The sequence below is a fragment of the Streptomyces luteireticuli genome (assembly GCF_041519305.1).
Classification (GTDB): domain Bacteria; phylum Actinomycetota; class Actinomycetes; order Streptomycetales; family Streptomycetaceae; genus Streptomyces; species Streptomyces luteireticuli.
The window spans coordinates 3,201,111-3,217,314 of record NZ_CP167927.1 but is presented as its reverse complement, the minus strand read 5'-3'; the positions used below and the strand labels follow the sequence as shown (position 1 = coordinate 3,217,314).

The 16,204-nt window shown below is 73.6% G+C and carries 13 protein-coding genes, 2 tRNA genes and 1 pseudogene; 15 read left to right on the top strand and 1 reads right to left on the bottom strand.

The features are described 5' to 3' along the window. The first annotated feature begins 31 nt into the window (after positions 1-31). The 15 genes and pseudogenes from AB8735_RS14130 to AB8735_RS14060 form a co-directional block, all read left to right on the top strand. Positions 32-211 carry a hypothetical protein gene (locus AB8735_RS14130; RefSeq protein ID WP_344031485.1) on the top strand — a complete coding sequence of 60 codons (180 nt, stop codon included), beginning with the start codon at positions 32-34 and terminating at the stop codon, positions 209-211. Positions 212-315: 104 nt separating this feature from the next. Then, positions 316-477: a hypothetical protein gene (locus tag AB8735_RS14125; protein ID WP_344031487.1), complete on the top strand. Its 162-nt coding sequence runs from the start codon at positions 316-318 to the stop codon at positions 475-477. Positions 478-529: 52 nt separating this feature from the next. Next, positions 530-1,141 (top strand): nicotinate-nucleotide adenylyltransferase, encoded by a 612-nt coding sequence (nadD, locus tag AB8735_RS14120; protein WP_344031489.1) that lies wholly within the window; start codon positions 530-532, stop codon positions 1,139-1,141. Positions 1,142-1,183: 42 nt separating this feature from the next. Further along, entirely contained in the window at positions 1,184-2,740 is a 1,557-nt protein-coding gene (locus AB8735_RS14115; protein WP_372407641.1) for an LCP family protein, read from the top strand. A 123-nt stretch (positions 2,741-2,863) separates the two neighbouring features. After that, entirely contained in the window at positions 2,864-3,304 is a 441-nt protein-coding gene (rsfS, locus tag AB8735_RS14110; protein WP_344031493.1) for a ribosome silencing factor, read from the top strand. Next, positions 3,301-3,954, top strand: coding sequence for a histidine phosphatase family protein (locus AB8735_RS14105; protein ID WP_344031513.1), 654 nt, complete (start codon positions 3,301-3,303; stop codon positions 3,952-3,954). Before rsfS ends, AB8735_RS14105 begins: the two co-directional genes overlap by 4 nt. A gap of 113 nt (positions 3,955-4,067) precedes the next feature. Then, a tRNA-Ala gene (locus AB8735_RS14100) sits at positions 4,068-4,140 on the top strand. Positions 4,141-4,508: 368 nt separating this feature from the next. Next, the gene (locus tag AB8735_RS14095; RefSeq protein WP_344031495.1) at positions 4,509-4,742 is read left to right on the top strand and encodes a hypothetical protein; all 234 of its coding nucleotides are present in this window, start codon (positions 4,509-4,511) and stop codon (positions 4,740-4,742) included. Between the two features lie 173 nt (positions 4,743-4,915). Next, a tRNA-Ala gene (locus AB8735_RS14090) sits at positions 4,916-4,988 on the top strand. Between the two features lie 212 nt (positions 4,989-5,200). After that, positions 5,201-7,177, top strand: a complete 1,977-nt coding sequence (locus tag AB8735_RS14085; protein ID WP_372407640.1) for a protease pro-enzyme activation domain-containing protein — start codon at positions 5,201-5,203, stop codon at positions 7,175-7,177. Positions 7,178-7,598: 421 nt separating this feature from the next. Then, entirely contained in the window at positions 7,599-10,484 is a 2,886-nt protein-coding gene (locus AB8735_RS14080; protein WP_344031499.1) for a class I tRNA ligase family protein, read from the top strand. Between the two features lie 180 nt (positions 10,485-10,664). Then, positions 10,665-11,399: a hypothetical protein gene (locus tag AB8735_RS14075; RefSeq protein WP_372407639.1), complete on the top strand. Its 735-nt coding sequence runs from the start codon at positions 10,665-10,667 to the stop codon at positions 11,397-11,399. Between the two features lie 114 nt (positions 11,400-11,513). Next, on the top strand, positions 11,514-12,359 hold the full coding sequence (locus tag AB8735_RS14070; RefSeq protein ID WP_372407638.1) for a DegV family protein: 846 nt from the start codon (positions 11,514-11,516) through the stop codon (positions 12,357-12,359). 145 nt (positions 12,360-12,504) lie between these two features. Further along, positions 12,505-13,473 carry a helix-hairpin-helix domain-containing protein gene (locus AB8735_RS14065; protein WP_372407637.1) on the top strand — a complete coding sequence of 323 codons (969 nt, stop codon included), beginning with the start codon at positions 12,505-12,507 and terminating at the stop codon, positions 13,471-13,473. Then, a pseudogene (locus tag AB8735_RS14060) lies at positions 13,470-15,632 on the top strand (ComEC/Rec2 family competence protein); the annotation flags it as partial. The gene AB8735_RS14065 and the pseudogene AB8735_RS14060, both read left to right, overlap by 4 nt. Positions 15,633-15,906: 274 nt before the next feature. Here AB8735_RS14060 and AB8735_RS14055 read toward each other — a convergent pair. Beyond that, a complete protein-coding gene (locus AB8735_RS14055; RefSeq protein ID WP_372411844.1) occupies positions 15,907-16,158 on the bottom strand; it encodes a hypothetical protein in 252 nt (83 codons plus the stop codon). Positions 16,159-16,204: the final 46 nt, after the last annotated feature.

Genomic DNA, 16,204 nt, shown 5'->3' with positions numbered 1-16,204 from the left:
GCGCCGGCGCCGACATCGCTACCGTGGAGGCATGTCCGCACTCCAGGGTCTCACCCACCTCGCAGCCTCCCCCACCGTCACCCAGGCCGTCCTGGCCTCCAAGGACGGCCCGGGTCCGATCCTGCGCACCGTCGTCCTCCTCGCCCTGATCGGCATCCCGGTCACCGCCTACCTGCTGCTGCGCGGCTACCGCAAGGACAACCAGGACTAGCCGGTCCGCGCCGACCCCGGAGTCGGCGTGAGGGCGCGCACCGCGCCCGCATACGATGTGGCAGAAGTCTCCAACCCATCGCCTCCGGAGAGGTCCTGCCGACGATGTCCCTCACCTCAGCCCACTCGGCCCTGGTCACGCTCGCTTCCGAGGGCGAGCACGGTGGCAACCACGAGAGCCTCAGCCCCTATGTGACCGGCGGCGCCGCCTTCGTCATCCTGCTGCTCCTGCTCTGGGCCACCACCCGCTTCAACCGCGACCGCTGAGCGGACCTCCCGACGGGCCGGCGCCCAGCCCGGCCCAGTAGGGTCTGCACGCATGGGAGAGCAGACAGAGCCCGCGAAGCGGCGGCTCGGCGTCATGGGCGGGACGTTCGACCCCGTCCACCACGGCCACCTGGTCGCCGCCAGTGAGGTCGCGTCGCAGTTCCACCTGGACGAGGTGGTCTTCGTCCCGACCGGCGAGCCCTGGCAGAAGAGCCACAAGGCCGTCTCGCCCGCCGAGGACCGGTACCTGATGACGGTCATCGCCACGGCCTCCAACCCGCAGTTCTCGGTCAGCCGGATCGACATCGACCGCGGGGGGCCGACGTACACCGTCGACACGCTGCGGGACCTGCGCGCCCTCAACGACGACGCGGACCTGTTCTTCATCACCGGCGCCGACGCCCTGGCCCAGATCCTGACCTGGCACAACGCGGAAGAGCTGTTCTCCCTCGCCCACTTCATCGGCGTCACCCGGCCCGGGCACATACTGGCCAACCCCGGCCTGCCCGACGACCGGGTCTCGTTCGTCGAGGTCCCGGCGCTCGCCATCTCCTCGTCCGACTGCCGGACGCGCGTGGCCGACGGCGAGCCCGTCTGGTACCTGGTGCCCGACGGTGTCGTGCGCTACATCGCCAAGCGCAGGCTGTACCGTCACGACGGCTGACATCCGGGCGACACCCGGCTCCAGTGGCACCGAGGGGCACCGTTGAACGACCGCCAGGACCCGTACGCGCACGACCCGTACGCACAGCAACCACAGGTGTACGGCTACGACGCCTACGGCCGGCCGGTGTACCACCCGGACGATCCGCAGCGGGTGTACGACGCCTACGGTCAGCCCCTCGCCGTCCAGCACGCATACGGGCACGACCCGTACGCCGCCCCGCAGCAGGCGGCCCCCCAGCAGACCGCACAGCAGGAGTGGGCCCCGCAGCAGGCCGAGCCCGCCGAGCCCGCGGAGGCGCCGCGGCCCGCGGCCGCCGTTCCCGAGCCGCGGCGCGCCCCGGACGCCGACGCCGCCCCGGACTACCGCACCGAGCAGTTCTCCTTCGTCGAGGCGCCGGACGAGGACTCCGAGGACGTCATCGACTGGCTCAAGTTCACCGAGAGCCGCACCGAGCGCCGCGACGAGCGCAAGCGCAAGGGCCGCAACCGCGTCGTGGCCCTCGTGGTGGCGCTCGTCCTGGTCGTGGGCGCGGTGGTCGGCTGGCTGCTGCTCGCGGGCGGGGACGACAAGGGCGGCCCGCGGGCCGTCGGCCAGAAGCGCGACGTGATCGTCGTCCATCTGCGGCAGACCAAGGGCGGCGGCAGCTCGACCGCGCTGCTGGTGGACAACGCGACGACGAAGAGGGCCACGGCCGTCCTGCTGCCCAACTCCCTCGCCGTCACCAAGGACGGCGGCGGGTCCACGACGCTCGGCAAGTCCGTCCAGGACGCCGGCACCGGTGCCACCCGCGACGCCCTGAACACCCTGCTCGGCTCGCAGATCAAGGGCAGCTGGCGGCTCGACACGCCCTATCTGGAGAACCTGGTCCAGCTCGTCGGCGGCATCTCCGTCGACGCCGACACCGACGTTCCCGGGGCCAAGGCAGGGGACGATCCGCTGGTGCGCCGGGGCGGCGGGCAGGCGCTCAACGGCCAGACCGCCGTCGCCTACGCCACCTACCGGGGGCCCGGCGAGGAGCCGGACAAGCAGCTCGCCCGGTTCGGCCAGGTCCTGCAGGGCGTCCTGAAGAAGCTGTCCGGCGACGCCAGGGCGGCCACCACCACCGTCGAGGCGCTCGCCCAGATCCCCGACCCCTCGCTCTCCGTCCAGCAGCTCGGGGCCTCCCTGGCCCAGCTCGCGACCCGGGCCAGGGACGGGGCGTACCGCACCGCGCTGCTGCCCGTGCGGCAGGACGGGACGCTGGGCGGACAGGAGGCGGACGGCGTGGTCAAGGAGGTGCTCGGCGGCGCGGTCAGCAACGCCGGCACCGACGCGACGCCCCGGGTCGGCGTGCGCAACGCCACCGGCGGCGGCGCGGGCGCCGGGGCCGCGCGGGTCGCGCTGGTCAACGGCGGCTACACCTTCCTCGACGCCGGCACGGCGCCGGCCGCCGGGCGCTCCGCCGTCCTCTACGCGGACGACAAGCGGGCGGCGGACGCGAAGGAGGTCGCCAAGACCCTGGGGCTGCCCGCCGGAGCGGTCCGCAAGGGCGGCGGCTCCGACGTGGCGGCGAACGCCGATGTCACGGTGGTGCTGGGCAAGGACTACAAGGGGTGAGACCGCCGGGCCCCGCGCGGGGTCCGCGCAGGGGTCCGCGCGGGGCCCGGAAACTCCCGGGAGGTCCGGTGGCCGGTCGTGAGACCCTTGACGGGTACGGACCCCCTACCGAAAGCATGGCTTGTGACCGCCACGGACCGCTCCATCGAGCTCATCCAGGCCGCCGCCCAGGCGGCCGCCGACAAGCTCGCGCACGACATCATCGCGTACGACGTCAGCGACGTGCTGTCGATCACCGACGCCTTCCTGCTGGCCTCGGCCCCCAACGACCGCCAGGTCAAGTCGATCGTCGACGAGATCGAGGAGCGGCTGCTGAAGGACCTCGGCGCCAAGCCGGTCCGCCGCGAGGGCGACCGCGACGCCCGCTGGGTGCTCCTCGACTACGTGGACATCGTCGTGCACGTCCAGCACAGCGAGGAGCGCGTCTTCTACGCGCTGGAGCGCCTGTGGAAGGACTGCCCCGAGATCTCCCTGCCCGAGGACGCCGTGGCCACCCGCGGCAAGGCCGAGGAGCACGCCCGTGCCCTGGAGGCCCGGGAGAGCCTGGACGGAGACCTGAGCTGAACGGCGGCGCGGGCGGCCGGGGCCGCCGGATCGTGCTGTGGCGGCACGGCCAGACGGCCTGGAACGTGGAGCGCCGCTTCCAGGGCAGCACGGACATCGAGCTGACCGGCACCGGTCTGGCCCAGGCCCGCCGGTCCGCCCGGCTGCTCGCGGCCATGAGGCCCGACGCCATCGTGGCCTCCGACCTCAAGCGGGCCGCCGCCACGGCCGCCGAGCTGTCCGCGCTCACCGGCCTGACGGTCGCGGGCGACGCCGCCCTGCGCGAGACGTACGCCGGGGCCTGGCAGGGCCTGACGCACGACGAGATCATCGAGCGCTACGGCGAGCAGTACGCGGCGTGGAAGCGCGGCGAGCCCGTGCGGCGCGGCGGCGGCGAGCTGGAGACCGAGGTGGCCGACCGGGCCGCGCCCGTGGTCCTCGCGCACGCCGAGAAGCTGCCGGACGGCGGCACCCTCGTCGTGGTCAGCCACGGCGGCACCATCCGCACCACGATCGGGCGGCTGCTCGGTCTGGAGTCCCGCTCCTGGGAGTCCCTGGGCGGGCTCAGCAACTGCTGCTGGTCCGTCCTGGGCGAGGGCGCGCGCGGCTGGCGCCTGCTGGAGCACAACGCCGGCACCCTGCCGGAGCCGGTCCTCGGCGACGACGACTGAGGCCCTTGGGGGCGGCCTCCGGGCCGATTTCCCATTCGGGCAGGTCACAGGCTAAAGTTCTTCTTGTTCGCGGGGAACGCGGAGGGAAACCTCCGGGAGAATCCGGGAACAGCGGGGCTATAGCTCAGTTGGTAGAGCGCCTGCATGGCATGCAGGAGGTCAGGAGTTCAATTCTCCTTAGCTCCACAGTACGGATGATCCCGTCCCTCCCGACCGGAGGGGCGGGATCACTGCTTTTCCCGAACGGGTGCCGTTTCCCGGGGCGTTGGCGCCGGAGAGCGCCGTCCCGGCCCGGACGAGGGCGTTCCTCATGTACCGGGGGCACTGACCCGGACACCCGTCCCGTGGCAGAATCGGACGGCCGGGCGCGGACGGGGTGAAGGGGAGGGAAAGAGACATGCCGGTGTGCCTTCCCGCGGCGACCCGCGGCCTTCCCGGAGCGACCGCCCTCCAGTGCCCGGCTTGTGGATCCGCTCACGTGGCCCAGGTGCTCGGCGACAACGGCGGTGTCACGTACGTCTGCACGGCCTGCGGCCACAGCTGGAGCTGAATGAATGGGTGCACACAGCCGGAAGTGCGACTGGTGCGGCGGCGGGACGCCCATCGTCCGCGACATGGATCCGGTCAACGCCGACTACCAGTACTGGTGCGTCGAGTGCGCCCGGGCGCTGATCATAAAAGGCGACCCCATCGAGACCTACCGCGAGCTGGAGGGCGAGCCGATCTACGGGCGGCTGCTCGACGAGCACTGCGCGCTGAAGCGGTTCTACTCGTTCGCGACGGCGTGAGACGCCCCCGTCGGGACACCCTCGTTGAGATGCCCCTATAAGGGGGCAAATCGGGCTAAGGGGGGTGGCCCGTCAATCGATTTGGGCTCCCGTCGGGATCCGTGTAAAGTTCTGGGTGTCGCCAGGGAGACCCGCCGGAAACGGATCGGGGCCCGGGCGGGACAAGAGAACAAGGGGCTATAGCTCAGTTGGTAGAGCGCCTGCATGGCATGCAGGAGGTCAGGAGTTCAATTCTCCTTAGCTCCACAGGAGTTGGAAGGGCCGTCCGCGAGGGCGGCCCTTTCGCGTGCGTATCGCGCCCCCGCGTTCATCGCGGGGGCGATTGCATGTCCATGACCGTTCCTTGGCCGCCAATTGGCGAACACATGCCCCCTGTATGAACGGTTCGCCGAAAGAGTGACCTTCCGTGTGCGCCCCGCGCACACCGCACGCGACCACTCGCATCGCAGGGGGTTCCATTGAGATCACGGAGATCACGCCGCGCCGGAGCACGCGCGGGCCTTTCCCTGGCGGCCGCACTGCCCCTGGTGGCCGGGGCGCTGACGCTCGGCGCACCCGCCGCCGACGCCGCAGACGGGCCGCACGGCCGCCAGTCGCTGGCCGGGACCAGGCCCGCGTGGGCCACCGCCCGCGCGGACCGGGGCAGCACCCCGGAGTCGAAGGCCGTCACCGCCCGCGTCTACCTCGCCGGCCGGGACGCCAAGGGGCTCGCCGCCTACGCGCGGGCCGTCTCCGACCCCAAGTCGCCCTCGTACGCCCGGTACTTGACGGTCAAGGAAGCGCAGGATCGTTTCGGCCCGACCGGTGGCCAGATAGCCGAGGTCACCGCATGGCTGAAGTCCTCGGGCCTGAAGGTGACCGGAACCAACCGCCACTACGTCACGGTGACCGGTGACGCCGCGGCCGCCGGAAAGGCCTTCGGCACCCGGCTGCACGACTACGTCAAGGACGGCCGGACGTATCACGCGCCGTCCAGTACGGCCTCCGTCCCCGCCTCGGTCGCAGGCGACGTCCTGACCGTCGTCGGCCTCAACGACGCCCCGCGCCGGGCCCACCGCGACGAGGAACTGCCCGGCCCGAGCGCCGCCTTCGCCAACTCCGGCCCGTTCTCCACGTACTACGGCTCGAACGTCGACAAGAGCCTGCCGGCGGCCTACGGCGGCCACGCCCCCTATGCGATCAAGGGCTACACCGGTAAGCAGCTGCGCGCCGCCTACGGGGCGAAGAACTTCACGGGCAAGGGCGTCACGGTGGCGATCACCGACGCGTACGCCTCGCCGACGATCGTGGGCGACATCGAGCAGTACGCGAAGCGCAACGGCGACCGCCCGTACCGCAAGGGCCAGTTCTCCCAGGTGCTGCCCGCGAACTGGACGCACACCGCGCCGAACGAGTGCGACGCGGCAGGCTGGTACGGCGAGGAGACCCTCGACGTCGAGGCCGTGCACGCCGTGGCCCCCGAGGCGAACCTCCTCTACGTGGCCGGCGCCTCCTGCCAGGACGACGACCTGATCGACTCCCTGCACAAGATCGTCGACAACCGGCTGGCCGACATCGTCTCCAACTCCTGGAGCGACGTCGAGAGCCACGAGACCCCGGACGTCGCCGCCGCCTACGACCAGGTCTTCCAGACCGGCGCCGTCGAGGGCATCGGCTTCTACTTCTCCTCGGGCGACGACGGCGACAACGCCCGCAAGCACGCCGAGAAGCAGGTCGACACCCCCGCCAACTCGCCCTGGGTCACCTCCGTCGGCGGCACCTCGCTCGCCGTCGGCAAGGGCGGGAAGTACCTCTGGGAGACCGGCTGGGGCACCCACACCGCCAAGCTGTCCAAGGACGGCCACGGCTGGGACGGCTTCCCCGGCGACTTCACCGGCGGCGCCGGCGGCGGCACCAGCAAGCTCTTCGAGCAGCCCTTCTACCAGCGCGGTGTCGTCCCGGACGCGCTCGCCAGGGCGAACGGCTCCGCCAAGCCGATGCGTGTCGGACCCGACATCGCGGCCGTCGCCGACTCCACCACCGGCTTCCTCGTCGGCCAGACCGAGACCTTCCCGGACAAGTCCGTGAAGTACGGCGAGTACCGCATCGGCGGCACCTCGCTCGCCGCGCCCGTGATCGCCGGCGTCCAGGCGCTGGCTCAGCAGGCCCGCCACGGCGTGCCGATCGGCTTCGCCAACCCGGGCATCTACGACCGGTACGGCACCGCCGCGTACCACGACGTCACCGACCACCCGCTCGGGAAGAACCAGGGCATCGGCAACGTCCGCGTCGACTTCGTCAACGGCGTCGACGCCAAGGGCGGCACCACCGTCTCGCTGCGCAGCCTGGGCTCCGACAGCTCGCTCTCGGCGACCGTCGGCTACGACGACGTGACCGGCGTCGGCTCCCCGGCCGACGGCTACGTCTCCTCGTACGTCCCGCGGCCCCGTCACTGAGCGGCACCCACCGGGCGTCGCTCACTGACGGGTCCGGTGAAGTCCGCTGAGGTTCCCCGCGCCCTCAAAGGGGCGCGGGGCTGTTGCGAAGTGCGGCTCCGCCGCGTGGGCGCGACCAGCCACGACGTACCGGCGGACGATGTAGATGTACCGGACTTCCAGCGGAGCGCTCAGGCGCCGCCGGGGCCCGTACCTCGGTGCGGGCCCCGGCACCCCTGCGGTAATCTGGGCCCATGCGTGCCGTACGCCTCCTGCTTAGCGAGCCGCGCTGATCAGTCCCGACCGGTGGCCTCCGGTCGGAATCGGCGCGGCGTCCCCTCCTGTGCGAGGGGCTTTTTCGTTTCCGGGGCCTCGGTCCACCGGAACGCCCGGAGCGCGCTTTCCGCAGGCAGAGACGACGATCGATGGAGCTTTGAGGACGATGAGCGAGACCACTACCGGCGCCGAGGTGGCTGCCCCGCACCGCTACACGGCCGCGCTGGCCGCCGACATCGAGGCACGCTGGCAGGACGTCTGGGACGCCGAGGGCACCTACGAGGCGCCCAACCCGGACGGCGAGCTGGGCGGCGACCCCGAGGTGGTGGCGCGCCCCCGCAAGTTCATCATGGACATGTTCCCGTACCCCTCGGGCGCCGGGCTGCACGTCGGCCACCCGCTGGGCTACATCGCCACCGACGTGACCGCGCGCTACCACCGCATGACCGGCCACAACGTCCTGCACACCCTCGGCTTCGACGCCTTCGGCCTGCCCGCCGAGCAGTACGCGGTGCAGACCGGCACCCACCCCCGGGTGTCCACCGAGGCCAACATGGAGAACATGAAGGCGCAGCTGCGCCGCCTGGGCCTGGGGCACGACAAGCGGCGTTCGTTCGCCACGATCGACCCCGAGTACTACAAGTGGACCCAGTGGATCTTCCTCCAGATCTTCAACTCCTGGTTCGACCCGGAGGCGAAGAAGGCCCGGCCGATCGCCGAGCTGGTGGAGCAGTTCGCCCGTGGTGAGCGCACGACCCCCGACGGCCGCCCCTGGGATGCGCTGAGCGCCGTCGAGCGCGACGCCGTGCTGGGCGAGTACCGGCTGGCCTACGCCTCCGAGGCGCCGGTCAACTGGTGCCCCGGCCTGGGCACCGTGCTGGCCAACGAGGAGGTCACCGCCGACGGCCGCTCCGAGCGCGGCAACTTCCCGGTCTTCAAGTCCAAGCTGCGCCAGTGGAACATGCGGATCACCGCCTACGGCGACCGCCTGCTGGACGACCTGGACGCGCTGGACTGGCCCGAGGCCATCAAGCTCCAGCAGCGCAACTGGATCGGCCGCAGCGAGGGCGCCCACGTCGACTTCGCGATCGACGGCCGCCCGGACGCCAAGGCCACCGTCTTCACCACCCGCCACGACACCCTCTTCGGTGCCACCTATCTCGTCCTGGCGCCCGAGCACCCGCTGGTCACCGGTGACGGTGCCGGCCCGATCGTCCCGGCCGCCTGGCCCGAGGGCACCCCCGAGGGCTGGACCGGCGGGCGGGCCACCCCGGCCGAGGCCGTCGCCGCCTACCGCAAGGAGGCCGCCGCCAAGTCCGACGTCGAGCGGCAGGCCGACGCCAAGGAGAAGACCGGCGTCTTCACCGGCGCGTACGCGGTCAACCCGGTCAGCGGCGAGAAGCTGCCGGTCTTCGTCGCGGACTACGTGCTGATGGGCTACGGCACCGGCGCCATCATGGCCGTCCCCGCCCACGACAGCCGCGACTTCGCCTTCGCCCGCGCCTTCGGCCTGCCGATGCGCTGCGTCGTGCAGCCCTCCGACGACCGCGGCATCGACCCGTCCGTCTGGGCCGACTCCTTCGACTCCTACGAGGCCGAGATCATCAACTCGGCCGGCCCGGAGGTCTCCCTGGACGGCCTGGTCGTCCCCGAGGCCAAGACCCGCATGGCCGCCTGGCTGACCGAGAAGGGCATCGGCGAGGGCACCGTCAACTTCCGTCTGCGCGACTGGCTGTTCAGCCGTCAGCGCTACTGGGGCGAGCCCTTCCCGATCGTCTACGACGAGGACGGCGTCGCGCACGCGCTGCCCGAGTCGATGCTCCCGCTGGAGCTGCCCGAGGTCGAGGACTACGCCCCGCGCACCTTCGACGCGGACGACGCCGACACCGAGCCGGAGACCCCGCTCTCCCGCAACGAGGACTGGGTCAACGTCGAGCTGGACCTCGGCGACGGTGTGAAGTCCTACCGCCGCGAGACCAACACCATGCCCAACTGGGCCGGTTCGTGCTGGTACGAGCTGCGCTACCTGGACCCGCACAACGACGAGCGGCTGGTCTCCGCCGAGGCCGAGCGCTACTGGATGGGCCCGCGCGAGGACAAGCCGCACGGCGGCGTCGACCTCTACGTCGGCGGCGCCGAGCACGCCGTGCTGCACCTGCTGTACGCGCGCTTCTGGTCCAAGGTCCTCTTCGACCTGGGGCACATCTCCTCGGCCGAGCCGTTCCACAAGCTCTTCAACCAGGGCATGATCCAGGCGTACGTCTACCGCGACGCCCGCGGCATCGCCGTGCCGGCCGCCGAGGTCGAGGAGCGCGACGGCGCCTTCTACTACAACGGCGAGAAGGTCTCCCGGCTGCTCGGCAAGATGGGCAAGTCCCTGAAGAACGCGGTCACTCCGGACGAGATCTGCTCCGAGTACGGCGCCGACACGCTGCGTCTGTACGAGATGGCCATGGGCCCGCTGGACGTCTCCCGCCCCTGGGACACCCGCGCCGTCGTCGGCCAGTACCGGCTGCTGCAGCGCCTGTGGCGCAACGTGGTGGACGAGAACACCGGTGAGGTCACCGTCGTCGACGCCGAGCCCGACGCGGCGACGCTGCGGATCCTGCACAAGACCATCGACGGCGTCGGCCAGGACATGGCCAACCTGCGCTTCAACACCGCCATCGCCAAGGTGACGGAGCTCAACAACCACGTCACCAAGCTGGCCGAGGTGCCGCGCGCGGTCGCCGAGCGGCTGGTGCTGCTGGTCGCGCCGCTGGCCCCGCACGTCGCCGAGGAGCTGTGGCACCGCCTGGGCCACTCCGAGTCGGTCGTGCACCGGGACTTCCCGGTGGCCGACCCGGCCCACCTGGTCGACGAGGCCGTCGTCTGCGTCGTCCAGATCAAGGGCAAGGTCAAGGCGCGGCTGGAGGTGCCGCCGTCCATCTCCGACGAGGAGCTGGAGAAGGTGGCGCTGGCCGACCCGGCGGTGGTCGCGGCGCTGGGCGGCGCGGGCATCCGCAAGGTCATCGTGCGGGCGCCGAAGCTGGTGAACATCGTTCCGGCGTAAGGGTTCCCGGTTCTGGGGTTCCCGGTTTTGGGGCTTCCCCTACGGGTCGGCTGCGGGCAGGTTGGGGGTTCTTCGGAACCCGCGGCCTGCCCGTGCCGTTTACGGTGGAGAGGTGCGTCATGAGTTGCTGAATGCAGTTGCCCCGAATCCCGCCGACTCGATTTCCGCCGAGGAGCGCCCATGGAAGCCGCGGCCGTGATCATCGCCCTGATCTTCGCGGTGCTCGTCGCCCTCGGGGTGGTCGCCACGGTCAAGGCCGTGAAGGCCGTCAAGCGCGGGGTGGACCGCACGGTCGACCAGGCCCGGCGCACGGTCGAGGACACCCGGCTCAAGGCCCGGCAGTACACCGCGCCGGGCGCCGGGGGCGAGGTCGCCCAGCTGCGGCTGTCCCTGCGCACGACCATGCGGGCCACCCAGGACGCGCTGCGGCTGGGCGTCCGGGAGGACCCGTCGCTCTCCGAGTCCCTGGCCCTCTTCCAGCGGCTGAGCGCGCACGGCCGGGAGCTGGACGAGGAGCTGCGGCGGCTGGAGACCGAGCCGAGCGCCGAGCGGGTGCGGGAGAGCCTGCCCGCCCTGCGGGAGCGCACCGAGCGCATCCGGCACTCGGCGGACTCCCTGAGGTGGGCGGCGCAGGACCGCGCGCGGCGGTTCTCGGACGACGACCTGGCCGACCTGGACGAGCAGATCCGGATGGAGGCGGGGGCGCTGCGGCACTGGACGCCGGTGGACGAGGAGGGGCCGTCGGCTCCGTCCCCGGCGTCGTCCGCTCCGTCCTCGGCATCGTCCGCCCCGCCCCCGGCGCCCGGTGCGGAGCGGCCCTCGATAGCGGGGCGGCAGCAGCCGTGGCAGGAGGGCGACCGCCCCTGGGAGACCGGCCGGCTCCGGGACAAGTGGCAGAAGAAGAACGTGACTTGACCACTTCGGGCACAGTCCCTCCGCGGTCCCTCTTCCGCGGCCGTCCTCGGTCTGAAACGATCATCTTCGGGGCCGGGCCGCCCGGCCGGACGCGGGACGGGTAACCTCCGGGGCATGTCCCGCCATGTCGCCATCGTCACCGATTCCACGGCCTATCTGCCGCCGCAGACGATGGAACGGCACGGCATCACGGCCGTACCGCTCACGGTGGTCCTGGGCGACGTGGCACTTGAGGAGGGCACCGAGATCTCGGCCCGGTCGGTCGCCCAGGCGCTCCAGAAGCGCTGGCCGGTGACCACCTCCCGGCCCGCCCCCGAAGTCTTCGCGGGCGCCTACCGCGCGGCGGCCGAGGCCGGGGCCGGGGCGATCGTCTCCCTGCACCTGTCCGCCGAGTTCTCCGGCACCTACGACGCGGCCGTGCTCGCGGCGCGCGAGGCGCCGGTCCCGGTCCGCGTGGTGGACACCGGGATGGTCGCGATGGCGCTGGGCTTCTGCGCCGTGGCCGCCGCCGAGGCGGCGGAGGCGGGCGGCACCCTCGACGAGGTGGTGGCCGCCGCGGAGAAGCGGGCCCAGGGCACCGCCGCGTTCTTCTACGTCGACACGCTCGACTATCTGCGCCGGGGCGGCCGCATCGGGGCCGCGCAGGCCCTGCTGGGCTCGGCGCTGGCCGTCAAGCCGCTGCTCCAGCTGGAGGGCGGCCGCATCGAGCTGCGCGAGAAGGTGCGCACGGCGTCCAAGGCCATCGCCCGCCTGGAGGAGGTCGCCGTCGAGCGGGCCGGAGCCGTGTCCGTCGACGTCGCGGTGCACCACCTGGCCGCCCCCGAGCGCGCGGCCCAGCTCGCGGAGCGGCTGCGGGAGCGGCTGCCGGGGCTGGGGGAGCTGCATGTGAGCGAGGTCGGGGCGGTCATCGGGGCGCATACGGGGCCGGGGCTGCTGGGTGTGGTGGTGTCGCCGCGGTAGGGGAGGCCCCTCCTGTGGGTGATGGAGTTATCCACAACGCCAGGGTTTTCCACGGCAATTGACCTTGATCGGCGGGGCCGGGCGGGACCGCCTAGCGTCACGCCCCATGAGGAACACATCGACGAGCACACCGACGAGCACATCGATGAGCATGCCGTCGGCCGAGTCCGTTGCCGCCGCTGCTGAACGGGCCGCGCTGTTGATGGGGGAGGGGGCGCGCGGAGCGCCTGACCGGGTGCCTGCCGGTGCCCCCGGCGACGCCCCCGCGCGGGATCGTCCACCGGGCCGCCGTCCCGTGCGGCGGGCGCGGGACGCTCGCATCACCGCGACCGCCGCCGCCACCGGACCCGTGGCGGCGGCCGGACGCGCCGGTCCGGCCGCCGGGCGGCGGTCCGCCGGTGACCCGCCCCGGGGCGCGGACCCGCCGCGCGGGGTCCGCCGGCTGGTGCTCTGGGCCCAGGTGCGCTGCGGCCTGGAGCCGAGGACCCTCGCCGCGCTGGTGGTCGTGCTGGCCGCCGCGGGCGTCTTCGCCGCGTACCACTTCTGGACGGGACGGCCCCAGACCGTCCGGGCACCCGCCCGGGAGGAGCCGGTGGCCGCGGCGATGCCCCGGGAACGCGGCCGGGCCCCCGCGCCTCCCGTCCCCCTCGCTCCGTCGGCCCGGGGCGTGGTGGTCGACGTCTCCGGCAAGGTGCGCCGCCCGGGCATCCAGCGACTGCCCCCTGGATCACGGGTCGTCGACGCCCTGGACGCGGCCGGCGGGCCGGGCCCCGGCGTCGACATGACGGGCCTCAACCGTGCGCGCGTCCTCACCGACGGCGAGCAGATCGTGGTCGGCGCCCCGCCCAACGCGCCTGCTCCGGGGGCGAGTCCGGCCGGCGGGCCCCCGAGGCCGGGCGGCGGACCGGCCGGCGCCGGTCCGGCCCCGGTCGGCCTCAACTCGGCGACGGCGGAACAGCTCGACGCGCTGCCGGGCGTGGGCCCGGCCCTGGCCCGGCGCATCGTCGACTACCGCACGGAACACGGCGGTTTCCGCTCGGTGGAGGAGCTCCGCAAGGTCGGTGGCATCGGCGCCCGCCGCTTCGCGGACCTGAGCGCCCTGGTCCAGCCGTGAACGGCGAGTCGCCCGCCCCGGTCCGCCCGGCGGACCTGCGCCTGGTGGTCCCCGCGCTCGCCGCCTGGGCCGGGGCCGCGGTGGCGCTGACCGCGGACGGCGGCACGGTCGCGGTGTGCTGCGCGGCGGCGCTGCTGTCGGCCGGCGGGCTGGTGGCCGGGGCCGTGCGACGCCGGCCCGCGGCCCTCGCGGCGGTGGCCCTCGCCGCCGTCCTGCTGTGCGGTGCGGCCGGTGCGGCCGCCGGGGCGCTGCGGGCGGCCGACACACGACGCGGGCCCGTGCCCGGGCTCGCGCGGCACTACGCACCGGCCACGCTCGACGTGACCGTCACCGGGGACCCCCGGCCGGTCCGTCCGCGGGTGCGCGGCGCGGCCCGGACCGCCCCGGCGGTCACGGTCGAGGCGGAGGCGACCCGCGTGACCACCGCCCCGGGCGGGGCCACGGCCGTCCGCACCCCCGTCCTGATCGTCGCCCCGCCCGGCTGGGGCGGGCTGCTGCCCTCCACCCGGCTCAGGGTCCCGGGCCGCCTCGCCCCGCCCTCCCGCGACGGGGACCGGATCGCGGCCGTCCTCCGCGTCGGCGACCACGGGCCGCCCCGCGTCACCGGGCCGCCGACGGCCCTCCAACGCGCGGCGGCCCGGCTGCGGGCGGGACTGCGCACGGCCACCGACGGGCTCGCGCCGGACGCCCGGGCCCTGCTCCCGGGGCTGGTCGTCGGCGACACCTCACGCATCCCGCCCGACCTCGACGACGCCTTCCGCGCCACGGGCCTCACGCACCTGCTGGCCGTGTCCGGCAGCAACCTGACCATTCTGCTGGCCCTGTTGATCGGTCCGTCCCACCTCGCCGCGCGGGCCGAGCGGCGCGGCCTGGCCGCCCGGCTGGGCGTCCCGCTGCGGTGGACGGCCGTCGTGGGCGGCGTGCTGGTGCTGGGGTTCGTCGTGGTCTGCCGCCCCGAGCCGAGCGTCCTGCGGGCGGCCGCCTGCGGCCTGGTGACCCTGCTGGCGCTCGGTACGGGACGCCGCCGCACCCTGCTGCCCGCCCTCGCGGCCGCGGTCCTGGCGCTGGTGCTCAACGACCCGTGGCTGGCGCGCAGTTACGGCTTCCTGCTCTCGGTACTGGCCACCGGAGCACTGCTGACGATCGGGCCGCGCTGGGCGGAGTCCCTGCGGCGGCGCGGCGTCCCGCCTAGGGCCGCCGAGGCGCTCGCGGCGGCCGCCGCCGCACAGGCCGTGTGCGCGCCGGTGATCGTCGTGCTGTCGTCGCGGGTGAGCCTGGTCGCCGTCCCCTGCAACCTGCTCGCGGAGCTCGCGGTGGCCCCGGCCACGGTCCTCGGCTTCGCGGCCCTGCTGACCGCCCCGCTCGCCCCGCCCGTCGCCCACGCCCTGGCCTGGCTCGCCGGCTGGCCCGCCGCCTGGACGGCCGGGGTGGCCCGCACCGGCGCGGCCCTTCCGGGTGCCGAGCTGGGCTGGCCCGACGGCTGGCCGGGAGCGCTGCTGATGGCCGTGGCCACGGCCGTCGCGGTGCTCGTCGCCCGGCTCCTGCTGCGGCACGGACGCCCCGGCCGCTGGGCGTGCGCGGCCTGTGCGCTGCTGCTGGCCCTGGCGGTCCTGCGCCCGGCCCCGCTGGACCGGGCGGTCACCGGCTGGCCCCCGCCCGACTGGCGGTTCGCCGCCTGCGACGTGGGCCAGGGAGACGCACTGGCGCTGGCCGCGGGCGGCGGCGCGGCCCTCGTCGTGGACGCGGGCCCCGAGCCCGGGGCCGTCGACCGCTGTCTGCGCGCCCTCGGTGTGGAGACGGTGCCGCTGCTGGTGCTGACGCACTACCACGCGGACCATGTGGACGGGCTGCCCGGCGTGCTGCGCGGCAGGCCGGTCGGGGCGATCGAGGGCACCCTGCTCCAAGAGCCCGCGGAACAGGCCGCGTTCGTCCGGCATGAGGCCGGCCGCGCCCACGTCCCTGTGGTCACCGTCACCCCCGGCGAGCACCGGCATCTCGGCGCCCTCTCCTGGGAGGTGCTCTGGCCCCCGGCCCCGGGGACCGTCCCCGAGGCGGAGACCGGGCCCAACGACGCCAGCGTCACCCTCCTGGTGCGTACTGCCGGTCTGACCCTGCTCCTGCTCGGCGACCTCGAACCGCCCGCCCAGCACGCCCTCCTGGCCGCCCACCCCGAGCTGCCCCCGGTGGACGTCCTCAAGGTCGCCCACCACGGCTCCGCCCACCAGGATCCGGAGCTGACGGGCCGGCTGGCTCCCCGGCTCGCCGTCGTGTCGGCGGGCGCCGGAAACCCCTACGGGCACCCGGCCCCGCGCACGCTCGCCGCGCTGCGCTCGGGGGGTGCGGCGGTGCTGCGCACCGACACCGACGGGCCGGTCGCCGTCACCGCGGCGGCCACCGCCGTCCTGGGCGGCCCGAGGACGGGGCAAGGGGCGGTCATTCCCTCTCGACCCAGCCGTCGTACTCCTCGGCCAGTTCGCGCAGGGCCGCCGTGTCCAGCGCGCCGTCGGGGTCCTCCAGGACCACCAGCCACTGGGCGTCCTCCGCGTCGTCCTCCCCGGCCAGGGCCTCGCGGACGATCTGCGGATCCTCGTCCAGGTCGAAACGCTCACCGGCCAGCTCGGCCGCCTCCTCGGCGGCGTCCCGGTCGGGAAGCACCAGCAGATGGCGGCGGTGGGCCGGATACACGGCGTCGGAGGGAGAGGAAGCGCTGCTCACCCGCACATTGTGCGAC